16 protein-coding genes and 1 other RNA gene are annotated in these 16,765 nt (G+C 58.4%); 8 read left to right on the top strand and 9 right to left on the bottom strand.

The genetic code is table 11. The annotated features are described in order from the left end of the window. Window positions 1-5: 5 nt before the first annotated feature. Window positions 6-1,805: an ABC transporter transmembrane domain-containing protein gene (locus G6L97_RS17885; RefSeq protein ID WP_065704434.1), complete on the bottom strand. Its 1,800-nt coding sequence runs from the start codon at window positions 1,803-1,805 to the stop codon at window positions 6-8. A gap of 261 nt (window positions 1,806-2,066) precedes the next feature. Between G6L97_RS17885 and rpmE the strand changes: the two genes are divergently transcribed. Beyond that, on the top strand, window positions 2,067-2,288 hold the full coding sequence (gene rpmE, locus G6L97_RS17880) for a 50S ribosomal protein L31 (RefSeq protein WP_003506183.1): 222 nt from the start codon (window positions 2,067-2,069) through the stop codon (window positions 2,286-2,288). A 151-nt stretch (window positions 2,289-2,439) separates the two neighbouring features. Here rpmE and rcdA read toward each other — a convergent pair whose 3' ends face one another. From rcdA to G6L97_RS17865, 3 genes are all read right to left on the bottom strand, one after another. Then, entirely contained in the window at window positions 2,440-2,955 is a 516-nt protein-coding gene (gene rcdA / locus G6L97_RS17875; protein ID WP_003511419.1) for a protease adaptor protein RcdA, read from the bottom strand. 405 nt (window positions 2,956-3,360) lie between these two features. After that, complete coding sequence (locus tag G6L97_RS17870; protein WP_003511418.1) at window positions 3,361-3,552, bottom strand: DUF1192 domain-containing protein; 192 nt, start codon at window positions 3,550-3,552, stop codon at window positions 3,361-3,363. Beyond that, entirely contained in the window at window positions 3,549-4,838 is a 1,290-nt protein-coding gene (locus G6L97_RS17865) for an MFS transporter (RefSeq protein ID WP_003511417.1), read from the bottom strand. The genes G6L97_RS17870 and G6L97_RS17865 overlap by 4 nt, the downstream gene beginning before the upstream one ends. A 136-nt stretch (window positions 4,839-4,974) precedes the next feature. Between G6L97_RS17865 and G6L97_RS17860 the strand changes: the two genes are divergently transcribed. Continuing rightward, window positions 4,975-5,130 carry a hypothetical protein gene (locus G6L97_RS17860; protein WP_013761835.1) on the top strand — a complete coding sequence of 52 codons (156 nt, stop codon included), beginning with the start codon at window positions 4,975-4,977 and terminating at the stop codon, window positions 5,128-5,130. A 56-nt stretch (window positions 5,131-5,186) separates the two neighbouring features. Here the strand turns inward: G6L97_RS17860 and G6L97_RS17855 are convergent, their stop codons facing one another. The 3 genes from G6L97_RS17855 to G6L97_RS17845 all read right to left on the bottom strand — a co-directional run bounded on the left by G6L97_RS17855 (window position 5,187) and on the right by G6L97_RS17845 (window position 9,539). Beyond that, entirely contained in the window at window positions 5,187-6,212 is a 1,026-nt protein-coding gene (locus G6L97_RS17855; protein ID WP_003511414.1) for a class I fructose-bisphosphate aldolase, read from the bottom strand. A 190-nt stretch (window positions 6,213-6,402) separates the two neighbouring features. Next, complete coding sequence (locus G6L97_RS17850) at window positions 6,403-7,605, bottom strand: phosphoglycerate kinase (RefSeq protein ID WP_003511413.1); 1,203 nt, start codon at window positions 7,603-7,605, stop codon at window positions 6,403-6,405. Window positions 7,606-7,673: 68 nt separating this feature from the next. After that, on the bottom strand, window positions 7,674-9,539 hold the full coding sequence (locus G6L97_RS17845) for a potassium/proton antiporter (RefSeq protein ID WP_026330715.1): 1,866 nt from the start codon (window positions 9,537-9,539) through the stop codon (window positions 7,674-7,676). 386 nt (window positions 9,540-9,925) lie between these two features. Here G6L97_RS17845 and G6L97_RS17840 point away from each other — a divergent pair, with 386 nt between their 5' ends. Continuing rightward, window positions 9,926-10,192 (top strand): hypothetical protein, encoded by a 267-nt coding sequence (locus G6L97_RS17840; protein WP_003511410.1) that lies wholly within the window; start codon window positions 9,926-9,928, stop codon window positions 10,190-10,192. A 200-nt stretch (window positions 10,193-10,392) separates the two neighbouring features. Here G6L97_RS17840 and gap read toward each other — a convergent pair whose 3' ends face one another. Beyond that, window positions 10,393-11,403, bottom strand: a complete 1,011-nt coding sequence (gap, locus tag G6L97_RS17835) for a type I glyceraldehyde-3-phosphate dehydrogenase (RefSeq protein WP_003511409.1) — start codon at window positions 11,401-11,403, stop codon at window positions 10,393-10,395. Between the two features lie 62 nt (window positions 11,404-11,465). Further along, complete coding sequence (gene tkt / locus G6L97_RS17830; protein ID WP_065704432.1) at window positions 11,466-13,448, bottom strand: transketolase; 1,983 nt, start codon at window positions 13,446-13,448, stop codon at window positions 11,466-11,468. 324 nt (window positions 13,449-13,772) lie between these two features. Here tkt and G6L97_RS17825 point away from each other — a divergent pair, with 324 nt between their 5' ends. The 5 genes from G6L97_RS17825 to G6L97_RS17805 all read left to right on the top strand — a co-directional run bounded on the left by G6L97_RS17825 (window position 13,773) and on the right by G6L97_RS17805 (window position 16,749). Next, the gene (locus G6L97_RS17825) at window positions 13,773-14,045 is read left to right on the top strand and encodes a DUF4164 domain-containing protein (protein WP_003511407.1); all 273 of its coding nucleotides are present in this window, start codon (window positions 13,773-13,775) and stop codon (window positions 14,043-14,045) included. Window positions 14,046-14,056: 11 nt separating this feature from the next. Further along, window positions 14,057-14,434 (top strand): cell division protein ZapA, encoded by a 378-nt coding sequence (locus G6L97_RS17820; protein WP_003511406.1) that lies wholly within the window; start codon window positions 14,057-14,059, stop codon window positions 14,432-14,434. A gap of 78 nt (window positions 14,435-14,512) precedes the next feature. Further along, window positions 14,513-14,671, top strand: a non-coding RNA gene (gene ssrS, locus G6L97_RS17815) — 6S RNA. Window positions 14,672-14,905: 234 nt separating this feature from the next. Beyond that, entirely contained in the window at window positions 14,906-16,168 is a 1,263-nt protein-coding gene (locus G6L97_RS17810) for a hemolysin family protein (protein ID WP_003511405.1), read from the top strand. Then, a complete protein-coding gene (locus G6L97_RS17805; protein ID WP_035199653.1) occupies window positions 16,168-16,749 on the top strand; it encodes a 5-formyltetrahydrofolate cyclo-ligase in 582 nt (193 codons plus the stop codon). Before G6L97_RS17810 ends, G6L97_RS17805 begins: the two co-directional genes overlap by 1 nt. The last annotated feature ends 16 nt before the right edge of the window (window positions 16,750-16,765 follow it).

Genomic DNA, 16,765 nt, shown 5'->3' with positions numbered 1-16,765 from the left:
ACGGCTCACGCTTGAGCGCGCAGTTCGTCCGGCCCTGTCTGGAATTGCAGCCGGGCAAGTCTCGCATAAAGGCCGTTCTGGCGGATAAGGCTCTGGTGCGTGCCTTCCTCGATGATACGGCCCTCATCCATCACCAGAATGCGGTCAGCCTTCAGCACAGTGGCGAGGCGATGGGCAATGACGATGGTGGTGCGGGTGTTCATCAGCTCATCGAGCGCCTTTTGCACCAGCGTTTCGCTTTCGGCATCCAGTGCGGAGGTCGCTTCGTCAAGAAGCAGGATAGGGGCGTTACGCAGGATGGCGCGGGCAATGGCGATGCGCTGGCGTTGACCGCCGGAAAGCGTTACGCCGCGCTCGCCCACCTGCGTGTCATAACCATCGTTCAGCCGGGCGATGAAGCTGTCTGCCTGAGCGGCGATAGCGGCCGTGCGCACTTCTTCGCGTGTCGCAGCCGGACGACCGAATGCGATGTTATCGTGGATGGAGGAGGCAAAGATCGCCACATCCTGTGGAACAATGGACAGTCGCGCGCGCAGATCGGCAAGGCTAACATCGCGGATATCGACGCCATCGATGGTGATGCGGCCCTCCTGCGGATCGTAGAATCGCATCAGCAGCGAAAAGACCGTGCTTTTTCCCGCCCCGGAAGGGCCGACGATGGCGACGGTTTCGCCGGCATTGACCTTGAAGGAGAGGCCGGAGATGATCGGGCCACCGGTTGCGAGTGGATAAATGAAACCGACATTCTCGAATGTCGCTTCGCCGCGCGGCGGCTGAACCATCGAAACGGGTGCTGACGGCTCGGCAACGGGCGAGCGCTCGTTCAGCAGTTCGGAAAGCCGTTCAGCCGCGCCGCCCGCCTGCGCCAGTTCACCCCAGACTTCGGAGAGCTGGCCCAGGCCGCTTGCCGCGATGACCGAATAAAGCACGAACTGGCCAAGCGTACCCGCTGTCATGCCGCCGGACAAAACGCTTTGCGCGCCATACCAGAGAATGCCGACGACGCTGCCGAAAACGAGCGCGATGGCGACGGCGGTGAGGATGGAGCGGGCGCCTATCGCCGCCCGCGCACCCTGATAGGCCGCTTCTACGGAGGCGCCGTAGCGGGCATTTGCAAGCGCCTCGGCGTTAAAGGACTGCACGGTGCGGCTCGCCCCGATCGTTTCCGAGGCATAGGCGGCGGAATTGGCCAATGTGTCCTGCGTATTGCGGGAGCGGGCACGAACCGAGCGCCCAAAAGCAATCAAAGGAAAAACGATGAACGGGATGGCCAGGAGCGCGAGGCCGGAAAGGCCGGGGCTGGTATAGATCATCATCGCCACCGCGCCGCAACACATGATGATGTTACGCAGCGCAACGGAAGCTGAGGAACCGAACGCCGAGCGAATCTGTACGGTATCCGCGGTCAACCGCGAGGTCAGCTCTCCCGAGCGGTTGGCATCGAAAAACTGCTGCGACAGCGTGGTGAGATGAGCAAAGACATCCCGGCGCAGATCGGCAACGACCCTTTCGCCGATGGTCATGACATAATAATAGCGCATGGCGCTGGCGAGAGCGAGAAGGACGGCAATGGCCAGAAGCACAGCGAAGTAGCTGTTGATCATGCCACCGTCCGGCGTCTGGAAACCGTGATCGATGATGCGGCGAACGGCAAGCGGCAAGGCAAGCGTCGTGGCGGAAGAAAGCACAAGCGCAAACAGGGCCGCCGCCATCAGGCCGCGATACCGCCTGAGATAGGGAAACAGGCCAAGCAGCGGCTTCAGGTTTCTCTGTTTAGCCGCTTTCTGCTCTTCAATGTCTGCCACGTCCGCTACACTCCTCGTTCCGTGCCGTTTTTCGGCCTTTTGCGGGTGAATTTCCGGCGCGCGGTAAAATTCTAGTCCCTGCGGCCATCTCCTTTCACAAGGGGATAGCAGGCTCTTGTTATCTGGGCGACCTTCATGTATAGGCTCCGCATCGAATTGGGAAGCCATAGCCCATCAGGACTATGGCTTCATTTATTGAAATGGCTCAGTTGACGCAATTGCGGCAAATGGACCGCACGTCACTTAACCAGGAAGATTGTCATGAAGGCTGATATCCATCCCGCTTATCACACGATCAAGGTCGTCATGACCGATGGCACCGAATACGAAACCCGCTCGACCTGGGGTTCGGAAGGCGCAGTCATGAACCTTGAAATCGACCCCAAGTCCCATCCGGCATGGACGGGCGGCAACCAGCAGCTTATGGACCGCGGCGGTCGCGTTTCCAAGTTCAACAAGCGTTTCGGCGGCCTCGGCCTCTAATCCACTTGTGGACGGATCATTTAAAAAAGCCCGGTTTTACCGGGCTTTTTTGTTGTCTGTCGATCCGGTGAAACGAGCCCATTGTAGGCCAAAACAAAAAAGCAGGCCCATGAGCCTGCTTTTCAAATTGTCCGGATAAGGTCGTCTTTTCTCAGTTGATCGAGAAAGCCGTGCGCAGAAGGTTAAGCTGCGCCTGCACGCTGTTTTCGTTGTCAGGTACCTTGGTGGCTTCGGACGGGCGGTAAATTTCACGGTCGAGAAGGGCAACGCGGTTCTGGAGGCGGAGCGACCGCTCGATGAGGTCACGGAAGGACTCAGGCAGGTCGTTCCAGCCCGGAGCGTTGCGATCGACGTTGAAGCTGTCGAGCCGCACCTTGCTTTTTTCGCTGAGAACCTGATCGCGTGTCATCTCGCCATTGTTGACGGCGCGCTGCAGAAGCAGCCAGGACGCCATCTGCATCAGGCGGGTGGTGAGGCGCATCGATTCTGCCGCGTAAAGGACAGACGCCATGCGCGGCAGAACCTTTGAAGCGGTACGACCGGCTCCATCAAGATAGCTCGCCGTTTCCTCAACCAAGGTCATGCCTTCGGTATAGAGGGTCTTGAACTGGTTGGAAGCAGCCGCGCGACCCGCAAAGCTAATGGTATTTAAAACCTGTTCCGACATTTTCTTTGAATCCCTGCTCACGCACCACACTGTCAGGCAACGACGACCGGTAATATTTTGTTCCGGCCTTTAGTGTTTTCAGGATGGTATCTTTACCTGAAATGCGCAAGGCAATTATTAAAGAAGGGTTAATACCCACAGTTTTACGAAATCCGGTGATCGGTAAAAAAAGAGCCGCGAAAGCGGCTCTCAAGGTAAAACAGGGAGAAAAATCAGACCAATTCGCCGTATGGAGAAGATGCCTGAGGCCCAGAAGAACTGGACATGTATAGTAATCTCTCAGAAAGCTTAATTTTTGGTTAATGGTAAACGAAAGACTGCATCAGAATCGTTAATCTCGTATGCCTTTCCGGCAGCAGCTTATCGAGTTAAGACTTGGCCGGAGGTTTTGCTGAAGGCCGCCTGTCAGGACCGGAAGAGGTTCTCCGCCGCAAGCCGGCCGGCAGACTTCCTTTTCCTCTCCTCTTCAAGTCGGGTGATTTCGGTTTGAAGAATGTCGATGCGGTTGCTCAGCTCGTCCACCGAAAGAAGGCTGAGATCGCTGCCGATCTCATGCGCTACCGGTTTTTGCGGACGGTCATCGTCCAAGAGGCTCATATGCCTGCTCCTTTTTCAACATGGTCGCCATCGTCCTCGGGATATTGCGGCGCGCGCGGGTCAAGCGCAATGCTTTCCGGTGTCACGAGCGGTGAGGGCGTTGTCGGCATCATCGTCGAGAAATTGTCCTTTTCGGCGTTCGAAAGCGTGGCGCGCTGACGGCTTCTGATGATGGCATAGGCCGTGATCAGCACATGGGCGACGGCTGTCACCAGGAACAGCGCATAGGGGCCGGAATAGGTCATGACCGCGCCGCCGAGCGTCGGGCCGATGATGGTGCCGATGCCATAAAGCAGTAGCAGTCCACCGGAAACCTTGACGAAGTCTTCCGATGCCGCAAAGTCGTTGGCATGCGCCACGGCGATGGGATAAAGCGCGTTGGCGGCGGCGCCGTAAATGGCGATCATCGGAATGAGGACATAGACATCATGCGGCTGCACGGCCGCCACGGCCAAGCCCGCAACCGCGCCAAGCCCCGCCAGTCCGGCAAGCACATAACGGCGGTCAATCCGGTCCGAAAGGCGGCCTGCTGGAAACTGGGCGAGCGCGCCGACGAAAATCGTGACTGAAACCATGATGGCGATCATGGTCGGATCAAGGCCCGCCCGCGCGCCGAAAACGGCGCCAAGCGTACCGTAAGCACCATTGGCGATGCCGATCATCAGGATACCGACGAAGGAGACCGGCGAATTCCGATAGAGGGCGGGTAAGTCCAGCTTCACCTTTTGCAAGGGCTGGGGACTGGCAGCCTTAGAAAGCGTGGCCGGCAGAATGGCGATGCAATAGATGATGCCGCAGATCATGAACAGCGAGCTATTGCTGATATCGCCCATCGGCACGATCATCTGCCCAGCCACGACGCCAAGCAGCGTTATGGCGATATAGAGCGAAAAGATCATGCCGCGGCTCTCATTGGTCGCGCGCTCGTTCAGCCAGCTCTCGATGATCATGGAAGTGCCGGCGGTGCAGAACCCTGTAAGCGCGCGGAGCGTAATCCACCAGACATCATCGATAACGAGGCCGGTCATCAGCACGGTCAGGCAGACAAGCGCCACGAAGGAGGCAAATGCCCGCACATGCCCCGCACGTCGCACGATGGCGGGCGCCACAAAACACCCAATGACGAAGCCTGCCGCCCAGGAGGTGCCGAGAAAGCCCAGAATTTCATTGGAATAGCCTTCCGCCGAACCGCGCATGGGTAGCACGAGACCCTGAAGGCCGTTACCGAGAAAAAGAAACAGAGTGCTGGATAAAAGAGCGAATACGGGTAGAAGATTTCTGCTCATGAAGACACTCTCATGCGTTCGAACGTATGGTCGGCAGGCCATAAGACGGGGGTTACCCGAATGAGTTGCACTCTTCTGGTGAACGGTAAAAATGTCCAGCCTGTGACGATGCAGAAATAAAGAAAAGGCTCAATAAATGACAAAGGCGATCGGCCTTTTTTTACTGCTGGCGATGATTGTGCAGATCATCCGCCCCTTGGGCCTGCCCGGCCTCAAGAAAAGAGGCGATTGCTGGAAGATAGCGGTTGCCGCCTTCGTCATCTGGTCGGCGACGCTGCTTTTGCGCCCATAAAGAAAAAGCCGCCCAAGGGGCGGCTTCAATTTTTTATAAATGCCTGGGGCTATGCCTCAGGCAGCCTTTTCGAGTTCCTGCTTCCAGTTGCCCTTGGCAGCCAGGGTGTTCATCATCGCGCGGTGTGTGAAAGCACGCTGGCCGGCCGCGACATTTTCCTGCTTACCGCCCCACGCCTTGAGTGCGGTGTCCTGAAGGGCGCGGCCGTACGAATAGGTCAGCGACCAGGGCAGGTCGTAACCGGCATTCATGGCGGAGAGATGTGCCGTCGCCTCTTCGGAGGACTGGCCGCCGGAAAGGAAAGCGATGCCGGGAACGGCAGAAGGCACGGTCGCCTTCAGAACCTTCACGGTCTTTTCCGCCACTTCATCAACGGAAGCCTTGCGGGCATTCTTGCCGTCGATGATCATGTTCGGCTTGAGGATCATGCCTTCAAGGTTGACGCGGGCGTCGAACAAATCCGCGAACACGGTCTGGAGAACCCATTGCGTGACTTCCGCACAGCGATCGATATCGTGCGTACCGGGTTCGCCGTCCATCAGCACTTCCGGTTCCACGATCGGCACGATGTCTGCCTGCTGGCAGAGGGCAGCGTAACGAGCGAGCGACTGGGAGTTTGCCTTGATCGAACCCCAGCTCGGACGCTGATCACCGATGGTGATGACGCCGCGCCACTTGGCGAAACGCGCGCCGGCTTCATGGTACTTGCGCAGGCGCTCATACAGGCCGTCAAGGCCTTCGGTTATGAATTCACCCGGGTGGAAAGCCATCGGCTTGGCGCCGATATCCACCTTGATGCCCGGCAGGCTGCCGGCGGCCTTGATGATGTCCACGAATGGCGTACCGTCGGCGGCCTTCTGGAACAAGGTTTCTTCGTAAAGGATGACGCCGGAGATGCACTTCTTCATGGCGTCGTCGGAGCGGAACAGCATTTCGCGATAATCGCGGCGGGCGGTCTCGGTTGATTCCAGGTTGATGCTGTCGAAACGCTTCTTGATCGTTCCTGTGGATTCGTCGGCGGCGAGCAGGCCCTTGCCGTCTGCAACCATTTTGATTGCGATGTCTTCGAGACGTTCGGTCATTTGCTATTCTCCCAAGGCACAATAAATTCCCGATAACAGAAGTTCCAGGGCAGGGAAATGGCATGCTAACTCATTGAAACGATTGAAATCATTTCAATCGTTTGAAACTTTCCTCCCATGCGCACTTACCAAAAAACAAGGCCGGCCAAGCATCGCTTGTCCGGCCTCGTGTCAGGCAAGTGTGGGAAGTCTACTTGGCGGCGGTCAGGATGGCAACGCCCGGCAATTCCTTGCCTTCCATCCATTCTAGGAAGGCGCCGCCTGCCGTCGAGATATAGGTGAAATCGTCCGAGACTCCGGCATGGTTGAGTGCCGCGACCGTATCGCCGCCACCGGCGACGGAGACGAGCTTGCCGGCCTTCGTGCATTCGGCGGCATGTTTTGCGGCAGCAACGGTTGCCGCATCGAAGGGCTCGATTTCGAAGGCGCCAAGCGGGCCGTTCCAGACCAGCGTTTCCGCGCGCGAAATCCAGGCTTTGATGCTTTCGACCGATTTTGGGCCGACATCGAGAACCATGGCGTCAGCGGGAATGGCGTTGATATCGACGATTTCATTTGCCGCACCGGCCTTGAATTCGCGGGCAACCACGCCGTCTTCCGGCAGTACGATCGCACAGCCGGATGTCGCCGCCTCGATCATGATCTGTTTTGCGGTTTCGGCAAGGTCGTGCTCGCAGAGGGACTTACCGACTTGTGCGCCACGCGCGGCAAGGAAGGTATTGGCCATGCCGCCGCCGATGACGAGGGCATCGACCTTCTTGACGAGGTTCATCAGGAGATCGATCTTGCTGGAAACCTTGGCGCCGCCGACAATGGCGACGACCGGGCGAACAGGCTGGCCAAGGCCTTTTTCCAGCGCCTCAAGCTCGGCCTGCATGGTGCGACCGGCATAGGCGGGCAGATGACGCGCCAAGCCCTCGGTGGAGGCGTGCGCACGGTGCGCGGCAGAGAAGGCGTCGTTCACATAGATATCGCCATTGGCTGCCAGAGCCTCGACGAAGGCGGTGTCATTCTTCTCTTCGCCTTTGTGAAAGCGGGTGTTTTCCAGAAGCAGGATATCGCCATCATTCATTTTCGCGACTGCGTCGGCTGCCGGCGCACCGATGCAATCGGATGCGAAGAAAACGGCGTGATCCAGCACTTCCTCGACCGCAGGCACGATCTGGGAGAGCGACATGTCGGCGACAGGTTCACCCTTGGGGCGACCGAAATGGGCGAGCAGAATGACTTTTGCGCCTTTTTCGGAAAGCTCCAGAATGGTCGGTGCAACCCGCTCGATACGGGTGCTGTCCGTCACTTTGCCATCCGCAACCGGCACGTTGAGATCAACACGGACAAGGACGCGCTTTCCGGCAATATCGTTAAGGTCATCGATGGTCTTGAAGGCGGGCATAGGTCGATCCTGATTTCGTTGCGAGTTCGGGACGGACCATACTATGCCTGATTGCCGACGCAAGCCGGTCAGGCCTCATTTTCTCTTGCCTCGTCTGAAGGCGCGGAAATGCCCTTGCCGGCAGCGGTGGAGCCCGACTGGCGTCGCTGCGCCAGATAAGCGCGCACGCGGCGGAGAATTTCCGAAAAGCTGATAAAGATCGGTAGGCCGATAGCCGGTTCGACCGGCTCAAGCGAAATTCCGATCCCGGTAATCGCCTCATGTTCGTCCAGCGCCCGAACGATGAGAACAATAGAACCAAGGCGCACCCGGTCGGCATAATCTGCCTTGCCAGAAAGGCGCGCCTCGATCAGTTCCGCGATGCTCATGGCATGCTCGTTGGCCGAAATAAGGCCGGGGCCGTAGGCGGCGTCAAGCTCCGTGGCCGGACGCGCGGGAGAGATTGCAAAGATTCCGAAGAAATCGGCGTCGTCATCCGCAACCGGCAGGGCGCTTGCAAACAGCCGGTCGATCAGCCGCGTATAACCGGGCGCGATAAAAAGATAGACGAGATCATTCTCGCGCAGGCGCCCGGCATATTGGTAGCGAATGGATTTGCCATCACGCACGACGAGCGAAGGCATCGCCCAGCGGGGAATTCGCTCGCCCTGCATGATGGCGCTGCCTTTGGCCACGCGGTAGGAAATCAGTTCGTGATTGGCAGTGCCGGGAAGGTCCACTTCCAGTTTGTCGACATCACCCATGCGCGGCGGCACGATCAGCCCGAGCCGTGTTGCCACCGGCTTGATGGTCCAGCCTTGCAGCAGAAGCGACACGAGCACGATGATGAAGGCGGCATTGAAATAGATTTGCGCATCGTCCAGCCCGCCAAGAATGGGCATGATGGCAAGCAGGATGGAAACCGCTCCACGAAGGCCCACCCATGCCACGAAGGAGGTTTCCTGCTGGGTATAGTTGAAGGGCATGAGGCTGAGCCACACCGCAAGCGGGCGGGCGACAAAGATCAGGAAAAGCGCAAGCAGCACGGCCGGAATGGCAATCGCTGGAAATTGCGATGGCGTTGCCAGAAGGCCGAGCATCAGGAACATGATGATCTGGGCAAGCCAGGTCAGCCCTTCATGGAAACGGCGGATGGTCTCCTTCGCAAAAATCCGGCGGTTGCCGGCAACGATGCCCGCCACATAGACCGCAAGAAATCCACTGCCGCCAATAGCGCCGGTGAAGGAGAAGACCAGCAGGGCAAGAGCCAGCACGAAGATCGGCGCCAGCCCGCGGTCGGCAGCGAAACGGTTGACGACTGTTGCGATCATGACGCCGCCGAGCAGGCCGAAAATAACACCGAGACCCATTTCCTCGACGAACAGCAGCAGGAAGCCGGTGTCGATGCCGGCCAGTCCCTGTCCCTTGGCGATGATCTCGACCAGCGCGACGGTGAGGAAAATCGCCATGGGATCATTGGTGCCGGATTCGACCTCAAGCGTTGAGCGGACCTGATCGCGGATATGAATGCCGCCGATGCGCAAGAGAAAGAATACGGCTGCCGCATCCGTAGAAGCGACGATGGCGCCGAGCAGCAGGCCTTCCAGCCACGACAGTCCGAGCAGCAGGGCGGCAGCGCCTGCGAAAAACACGGATGTGAGGATGACGCCGACGGTGGCGAGGGCGACGGCGGGCGCTGCCGAAAGCCGGAAGGATTGTATCGACGTACCGAAACCGGAATCGAAAAGGATGACGGCGAGAACGAGCGAGCCGAGCATATAGGCGAGCGGATTGTTGGTGAACTGGATACCGAGGCCATCCACGCCTGCCGCAAGGCCAATCATCAGGAAGAGCAGCAGGAGCGGTGCGCCGAACCGGAAGGCGATGAGGCTTGAGAACGCTGCGACGAGAACCAGAACAGTTGCCACCAGCAACAGAAGATAAAATGATTCCACGTCCACCGCCTCTTTCAAACCGCGCTGGCCGTCGCAATCAATGCCCTGCACGTTTGCAGTCAATGCGCCACGGGTTGCGGTCTGTCAGCGCTGTTGTGGGTGGCGATGAAAGGCGACGCAAGGCGGGGTGTATCGAATGATACGGCAGGGCCGAAGTGCATTGCGCACGACCGTTGTCCCTGTTCTTCTTGTCCGTTTCAAAGTGGACCAGACGAAGGCAGGAAATGGGATTTTTTTCGGCGCCCGGACGAAACGTTCATGGCGTGTAGCGCTGTGGATGTTTCGCGCAAACAATTCGCATGCCGGCGTTTCGACGTAACATAGAGACAATGCAGCTACGTTAGTTGTCGCGTCCGAGTTGCTTTCACCATGACCGGAGCGATCGGATGAAACGGAAATCCATTACTATATTTATTGCCTTGCTGGCGGTCGGCCCAATTGTTTCGGGCTGTTCTAGCACGGAACAGACGGCTGAAAACATGGCCGCCCAACGCGAGCGTTGCCGGGTGTTTGGTTACCCTGAAGGTTCGCGTGATTTCGCTGACTGCATGATGAAGCTTTCCATGCAGCAAAGCGATTTGAGGCAACAGACTTTCGATACGATCTGGAGCGGTAGCAGTTCGGATCAGATTATCATCAACAACAAGAAATAACGGGTTGTGCAGTTCATCAGACTTGGTCGGTTTGGTCTCATGCGCCTCTTGCCGGGCGATGGTTTTCGATCCGAAACGCCCCGCCTTGCTTCAGGAGCGATACCGGCGGGTCCCTCGTCCCGCCGGCAATTTTTTGGCAAAGAAAAACCGGCAGGATTGCGCCTGCCGGTTTTTCGTAATTCGCGAACCGTGGTGCTTGTTCAGATGGTCTTCGCAAATGCGACGGCCGTATCCGACATGCGGTTGGAGAAGCCCCACTCGTTGTCGTACCAGGAAAGAACGCGCACGAACTTGCCTTCCATGACCTTGGTCTGATCGATCGCGAAGATCGAGGAGTGGCTGTCGTGGTTGAAGTCGCGGGAGACCAAAGGCTCTTCGGTGTAGCCGAGAATGCCCTTCAGCTTGCCGTTGGAAGCGGACTTGATTGCTTCGTTGACTTCCTCAACCGTCGTGTCGCGCTTGGCGATGAACTTGAAATCGACGACCGAAACGTTCGGGGTCGGAACGCGGATCGACGTACCGTCCAGCTTGCCCTTGAGGTGCGGCAGAACGAGGCCAACGGCCTTGGCTGCACCCGTCGAGGTCGGGATCATGGAAAGGGCTGCGGCGCGGGCGCGGTACAGATCCTTGTGCATGGTGTCCAGCGTCGGCTGGTCGCCCGTGTAGGAGTGGATCGTTGTCATGAAGCCGTGATCGATGCCAACGACGTCATCGAGAACCTTCACAACTGGCACGAGGCAGTTGGTGGTGCAGGACGCGTTGGAAATGACCAGATGGTCTTTCGTCAGCTGATCGTCGTTGACGCCGAAGACAACCGTGAGGTCAGCGCCGTCAGCAGGAGCGGAAACGATGACGCGCTTGGCGCCTGCCGTCAGGTGGGCAGCGGCCTTGTCGCGGGCGGTGAAGATGCCGGTGCACTCGAGCGCGATGTCGACACCCAGTTCCTTGTGCGGCAGCGTTGCCGGATCGCGAACGGCCGTAACCTTGATCGGCTTGCCGCCGCCAACGATGATCGTGTCGCCTTCGACCTTCACATCTGCCGGGAACTTGCCGTGGATCGAATCGTAGCGCAGCAGGTGGGCGTTGGTTTCAACCGGGCCGAGGTCGTTGATGGCAACGACTTCGATATCGGTGCGGCCGGATTCGACGATGGCACGCAGAACATTGCGGCCGATGCGGCCAAAGCCGTTAATGGCAACTTTTACAGTCATTTATAGTCTCCCGAACAAGATATGTGCTTGGTCTTTGCGGAATGTGAGGGCTTGGGAAGCCCTCATGCAAGTTTTGCCTCGACTGCGGCGACGACAGCTTCCGCCGTGATGCCGAAGTGCTTGAAGAGATCCTTCGCCGGCGCGGACGCACCAAAGGAATGCATGCCGACGAAAGCGCCGTCGGAGCCGATGAAGTAATCCCAGCCCTGGCGGATGGCGGCTTCCACCGCAATTTTGACCGGAGCCTTGCCGATGATGGCGTTGCGGTAGGTTTCCGGCTGTTCCTTGAAGAGCTCGAAGCAGGGAACGGAAACGACGCGGGCGGAAACGCCCTTGTCCTTCAGCGTCGCTGCAGCCTTGAGCGCTACTTCCACTTCCGAGCCGGATGCAAAGATCGAAACCTTGGCATCGCTTGCGGATACGAGTTCGTAGGCGCCGTAAGCGGAAAGGTTCTTTTCTTCGTATTCCTTGCGCGAAGGCGCAAGGTTCTGGCGGGTGAGCGCCAGTGCCGAAGGACGATGCTTCTGCTCAAGCGCCAGCTGCCAGCATTCCGCCGTCTCGGTTTCATCCGCCGGGCGGAAGACGAGCAGGTTCGGGATGGCGCGCAGCGCGGCGATCTGCTCCACCGGCTGGTGGGTCGGGCCGTCTTCGCCGACGCCGATGGAATCATGCGTCAGAACGTGGACGACGCGGATGCCCATCAGGGCAGCCAGACGGATCGACGGACGGCAATAGTCCGAGAAGATCAGGAAGCCGCCGGCATAGGGAATGAGACCGCCATGCAGTGCGATACCGTTCATCGCTGCTGCCATGCCGTGTTCGCGGATGCCGTAATGCAGGTACCGGCCGGAGAAGTCCGTCGGCGTGATGGACTTCATCTGGCTGGTCTTGGTGTTGTTGGACGGCGTCAGGTCGGCCGAGCCGCCGATCATTTCCGGCAGGATGCCGTTGATGACTTCAAGCGAGTCTTCCGAGGCCTTGCGGGTCGCAACGGTCGGGTTGTTCTCGATGATCTTCTTCTTGAAGGCATCGATCGCGCTGTGGAAGTTGCCGGGCAGATCGCCGGCGAAGCGGCGCTTGAATTCGGCCTTCTTGCCGGCTTCAGTGGCTTCGAGACGGGCTTCCCAGTCCTGACGGGTCTTGGTCGAGCGCAGGCCGGCGAGACGCCATGCATCCAGCACGTCTTCCGGAATGACGAAAGCTTCGGCTTCCCAGTTGAGGCTCTTGCGGGCGGCGGCGATTTCTTCGGCGCCCAGCGGGTTGCCGTGAACCTTGTGGGTACCCTGCTTGTTGGGTGCGCCGAAACCGATCACGGTCTTGCAGGCGATGAAGGTCGGGCGGTCGGATTTATGTGCAGCTTCGATCGCGGCGGCAATCGCATCCGGATCATGGCCGTCGACGCGTATGGTGTTCCAGTGAACAGCCTGGAAGCGGGCGATCTGGTCGGTGCTGTCGGAAAGGCCAACTTCACCGTCGATGGTGATGTTGTTGTCATCCCAGAACAGAACGAGCTTGTTGAGCTTCAGGTGGCCGGCAAGCGCGATGGCTTCATGGCTGATGCCTTCCATGAGGCAGCCGTCACCACACAGCACATATGTGAAGTGGTTCTGCAGATCGGAGCCGAATTCTTCTTCCAGCTTGCGTTCGGCGATTGCCATGCCAACGGCGTTGGCGATGCCCTGGCCGAGCGGGCCGGTCGTCGTTTCGATGCCGGTCGCGTGGCCATATTCGGGATGGCCGGCGGTCTTGGAGCCGAACTGACGGAAACGCTTGATCTCGTCGATAGTCATGTCCTCGTAGCCCGTCAAATAGAGCAGCGAGTAAAGCAACATCGAACCATGGCCCGCAGACAGCACGAAGCGGTCACGATCCGGCCACAACGAGCTCTTGGGATCGAACTTCAAAAAGCGGGTGAAAAGAACAGTGGCGACATCAGCTGCGCCCATCGGCAGGCCGGGATGGCCGGAGTTGGCCTTCTCTACTGCATCCATGGCAAGAAAGCGGATTGCATTGGCCATCCGGTCGTGTTTGTCGCGAGAAATCATGGCTTTTCCGTCTGTTTCCGGGTGAAGGGAGATAGTTTTACGCAACTATCCAAAAAGCGGGTTGATCCATAGCAGGTGAGGCAGGCAAGTCAATAAATCCACGGGCAATTGCGGTTCTCTCAAGGATAAAAATCGTTTAGCAAAACGGGTGTCTCGAGAAAAATCGTGCGATATGTGTCGCCGTTTCCTCGTTCATCCACAGAGCAAAACGCCTCAATGCACTGGTTTGATTGACGTGATGATAAATCGGGTAATAACCTCTTGGATGTTGAAAAGGCCTGAAACCGGACGATTCGGCCGGTTACTTGCGAGTTGGAAAAAACGATGTCGGCTGAGAAGACCGTACAATCTGCGGTGACGGAGCTGAGCGCTGCCATCACAAATCTCGAAAATGCCATCGATATGCGTATCGAACGGCAAAGGGAGACGGGCGAAATCGATAACGAGGTCAAGCGGGTCCATGTCGATCGCGCAAGGCTCGCGCACGAGCTGGACCAGGCCGAGTTTCGCGCCAATCGTCTCGAAGAAGTCAACCGCGAGGTTTCCCGCCGTCTGGTGACGGCGATGGAGACGATTCGCGCGGTGCTGGATCGATAGGGAGCGGTTTCATGGCGCAAGTTACTGTTATGATCGACGGCAAGGCCTACCGCATGGCTTGCGAGGCAGGGCAGGAAGAGCACCTGACCGATCTCGCTACCCGTTTTGACCGTTATGTGGGGCATCTAAAGAGCCAGTTCGGCGAAATCGGTGATCTGCGATTGACCGTCATGTCGGGCATCATGGTGATGGACGAACTTTCCGAGCTCAACCGCAAGATCGAAAAGCTGGAGGGGGAAATAGCGTCCCTTTCTCGCAACCGCGACGGTATGGCCGAACACAAGGCAAGATCGGACGAGATGGTTGCCGTTGCCATCAGCGATCTGGCCGACCGTCTGAACGGTATTACCGAAAAACTCCTGGCGCGGCCAAAGCCTGCGGCGCATTGATCGCCGGCAAAGCTTTCCAGCAACAAAATTCGTTCGTGGCCCTCTGGTGGTTTGGTTGGATACGTCCTATATCTAAGAGGCGTTCTGCGCTTCCCGACAGGAACCACAATCCCTGGGGCCATACTCGATCCAAAGGGAGCTGTCCCTGGCCAGTCCCGTGGGGCTGGACACATGGCGCCCACCTACATTTGTAGGCACCCAGGATCGTAAATCTCCATCGGTCGCCGTGGATCGCACTTGAAGTTTCGGGTCACTCCCCGATTCTTCTTCTGAGTCATATAGTGTCGACAGTTATTTTTCATTGCTGCCGGAGACGGCTTTTTTATGCTGCTGTCATTGCAATGGCGGAACAATTCCCTATTATCTCAATTGGTATGTCTGTCATGCCCTTTTTTTTGAAAGAGGGCGCTGCGGCCAAAACCGCGACGTGCCGTTCAACAGCCCAAAGAGCTAAACTTGTTTACTGAAATTATGATCGTGGTCCTGCTCACCGTATTGAACGGTGTGCTTGCCATGTCCGAGCTTGCCGTTGTCTCCTCCAGACCGGCGAGGCTCAAGGTGCTTGCCGCGCACGGCAGCAAGGGCGCCACGATGGCGCTCGGTCTTTCCGAAAATCCCGGACGCTTTCTTTCCACGGTGCAGATCGGCATCACGCTGGTCGGCGTTCTCTCCGGTGCGTTTTCCGGCGCCACCCTCGGCGCCCGGTTCACGGCATGGCTGTCGGTGCAGGGCGTCCCTGATCGGGTTGCCGATGCGTTGGGCGTGGGCTCCGTGGTCGTCGCCATCACGTATTTGTCGCTGATCGTCGGCGAACTGGTGCCGAAGCAGATTGCGCTGCGCGATCCGGAAAAGATCGCTGCCCGTGTTGCACCCACCATGGTGATGCTCTCTAAGGTCGGCGCGCCGCTGGTCTGGTTTCTCGACAAATCCGGCAAGGCCATCCTTGCGCTTCTCGGCCATAGCGGCACGTCCAATGCATCGGTCACGGATGACGAAATCCGCACGGTTCTGGCGGAAGCTCATAGCGCCGGCGTCATCGAAACCGAGGAATCGGCGATGATCACCAGCGTCATGCGCCTTGCCGACCGTAATGCCCGTGGCCTGATGACGCCGCGCCGCGACGTGGAAGTCGTCGATATTGAAGACAGTGCGGAAGAAATCCGTGTTCAGCTTCGGGAAACGCAGCGTTCCCGCCTGCCCGTGCGCAACGGCGCTTCCGATGAAATTCTCGGCGTGCTTTTCGCCAAGGACGCTTTCGATGCGCTGGCATCCGGCAAGGAGCTGAATGTGCGCGAGCTTCTGCGCGAAGTTCCCGTCGTCTCGGATCTGACGAGCGCTGTCGATGTCATCCAGTCATTGCGCCGTTCCACCGTGCATATGGTGCTGGTCTATGACGAATACGGCCATTTCGAAGGTATCGTCAGCTCTGGCGACGTCCTGGAAGCAATCACAGGTGCCTTCCAGGAAGACAATGACGAGGAGCCGGCGATCGTCGAGCGCGAGGACGGTTCGTTCCTCGTTGCCGGCTGGATGCCCGCCGATGAGTTCGCTTACCGCATGGGCTTCCAGATCGACGAAGACGCCGAGTTCGAGACCGTTGCCGGTCTGGTGCTTGACGAGTTCCGTCGCCTGCCGGAACTGGGCGAACACATCACCCGCAACGGCTGGCGTTTTGAGGTCATAGACCTTGATGGACACCGTATCGACAAGGTGCTCGTGAGCCGGGCTGCCTGATGTCTGGCGACATCGCCGAAAAAGCAAGGCTGCGCGGCGAAAGGCTTGCCGCGCGTGATGCGTTGCCACAAGCCGAGCGTCAGCAAAAAAGCGAGGCGATGACGGCATATGGTGCATCTGCCATTCCGTTCTCGCCAGGTGCCGTTATTTCCGGTTTCATGCCCATCCGTTCAGAGGCCGATATTCGGCCGCTGATGGAGGCACTGCGGACAAGAGGCGGGCGCCTCGCCCTTCCCGTTGTGCTGAACCGGGAGACCATCGTTTTCCGCGCCTTTGATGCGGATGCACCGCTGGTGAAGACGGGCTTCGGCACGACCGGTCCGGCGGAGGACGCAGAAGTTCTCGATCCGGATATTCTGCTCGTCCCGCTCTCCGTCTTTGACGGGCAGGGTCAGCGTATCGGTTATGGCGCGGGTCATTATGATCGCGCTATTGCGAGATTGCACAGCAAAGGCCGAGCCCCCGTTCTCATCGGCGTCGCATTTGATTGTCAGGAAGTGCCATCCGTGCCGGCGGAGCCGCATGACGTGCCGCTTCAGGCGGTTCTGACGGAGAGTGGCTTGCGCTGGTTTTCGGCGTAGCCGTTGATGACCGGTC

This window comes from Agrobacterium tumefaciens (genome assembly GCF_013318015.2).
Classification (GTDB): domain Bacteria; phylum Pseudomonadota; class Alphaproteobacteria; order Rhizobiales; family Rhizobiaceae; genus Agrobacterium; species Agrobacterium tumefaciens.
This window is presented reverse-complemented; position numbering and strand designations above follow the sequence as displayed.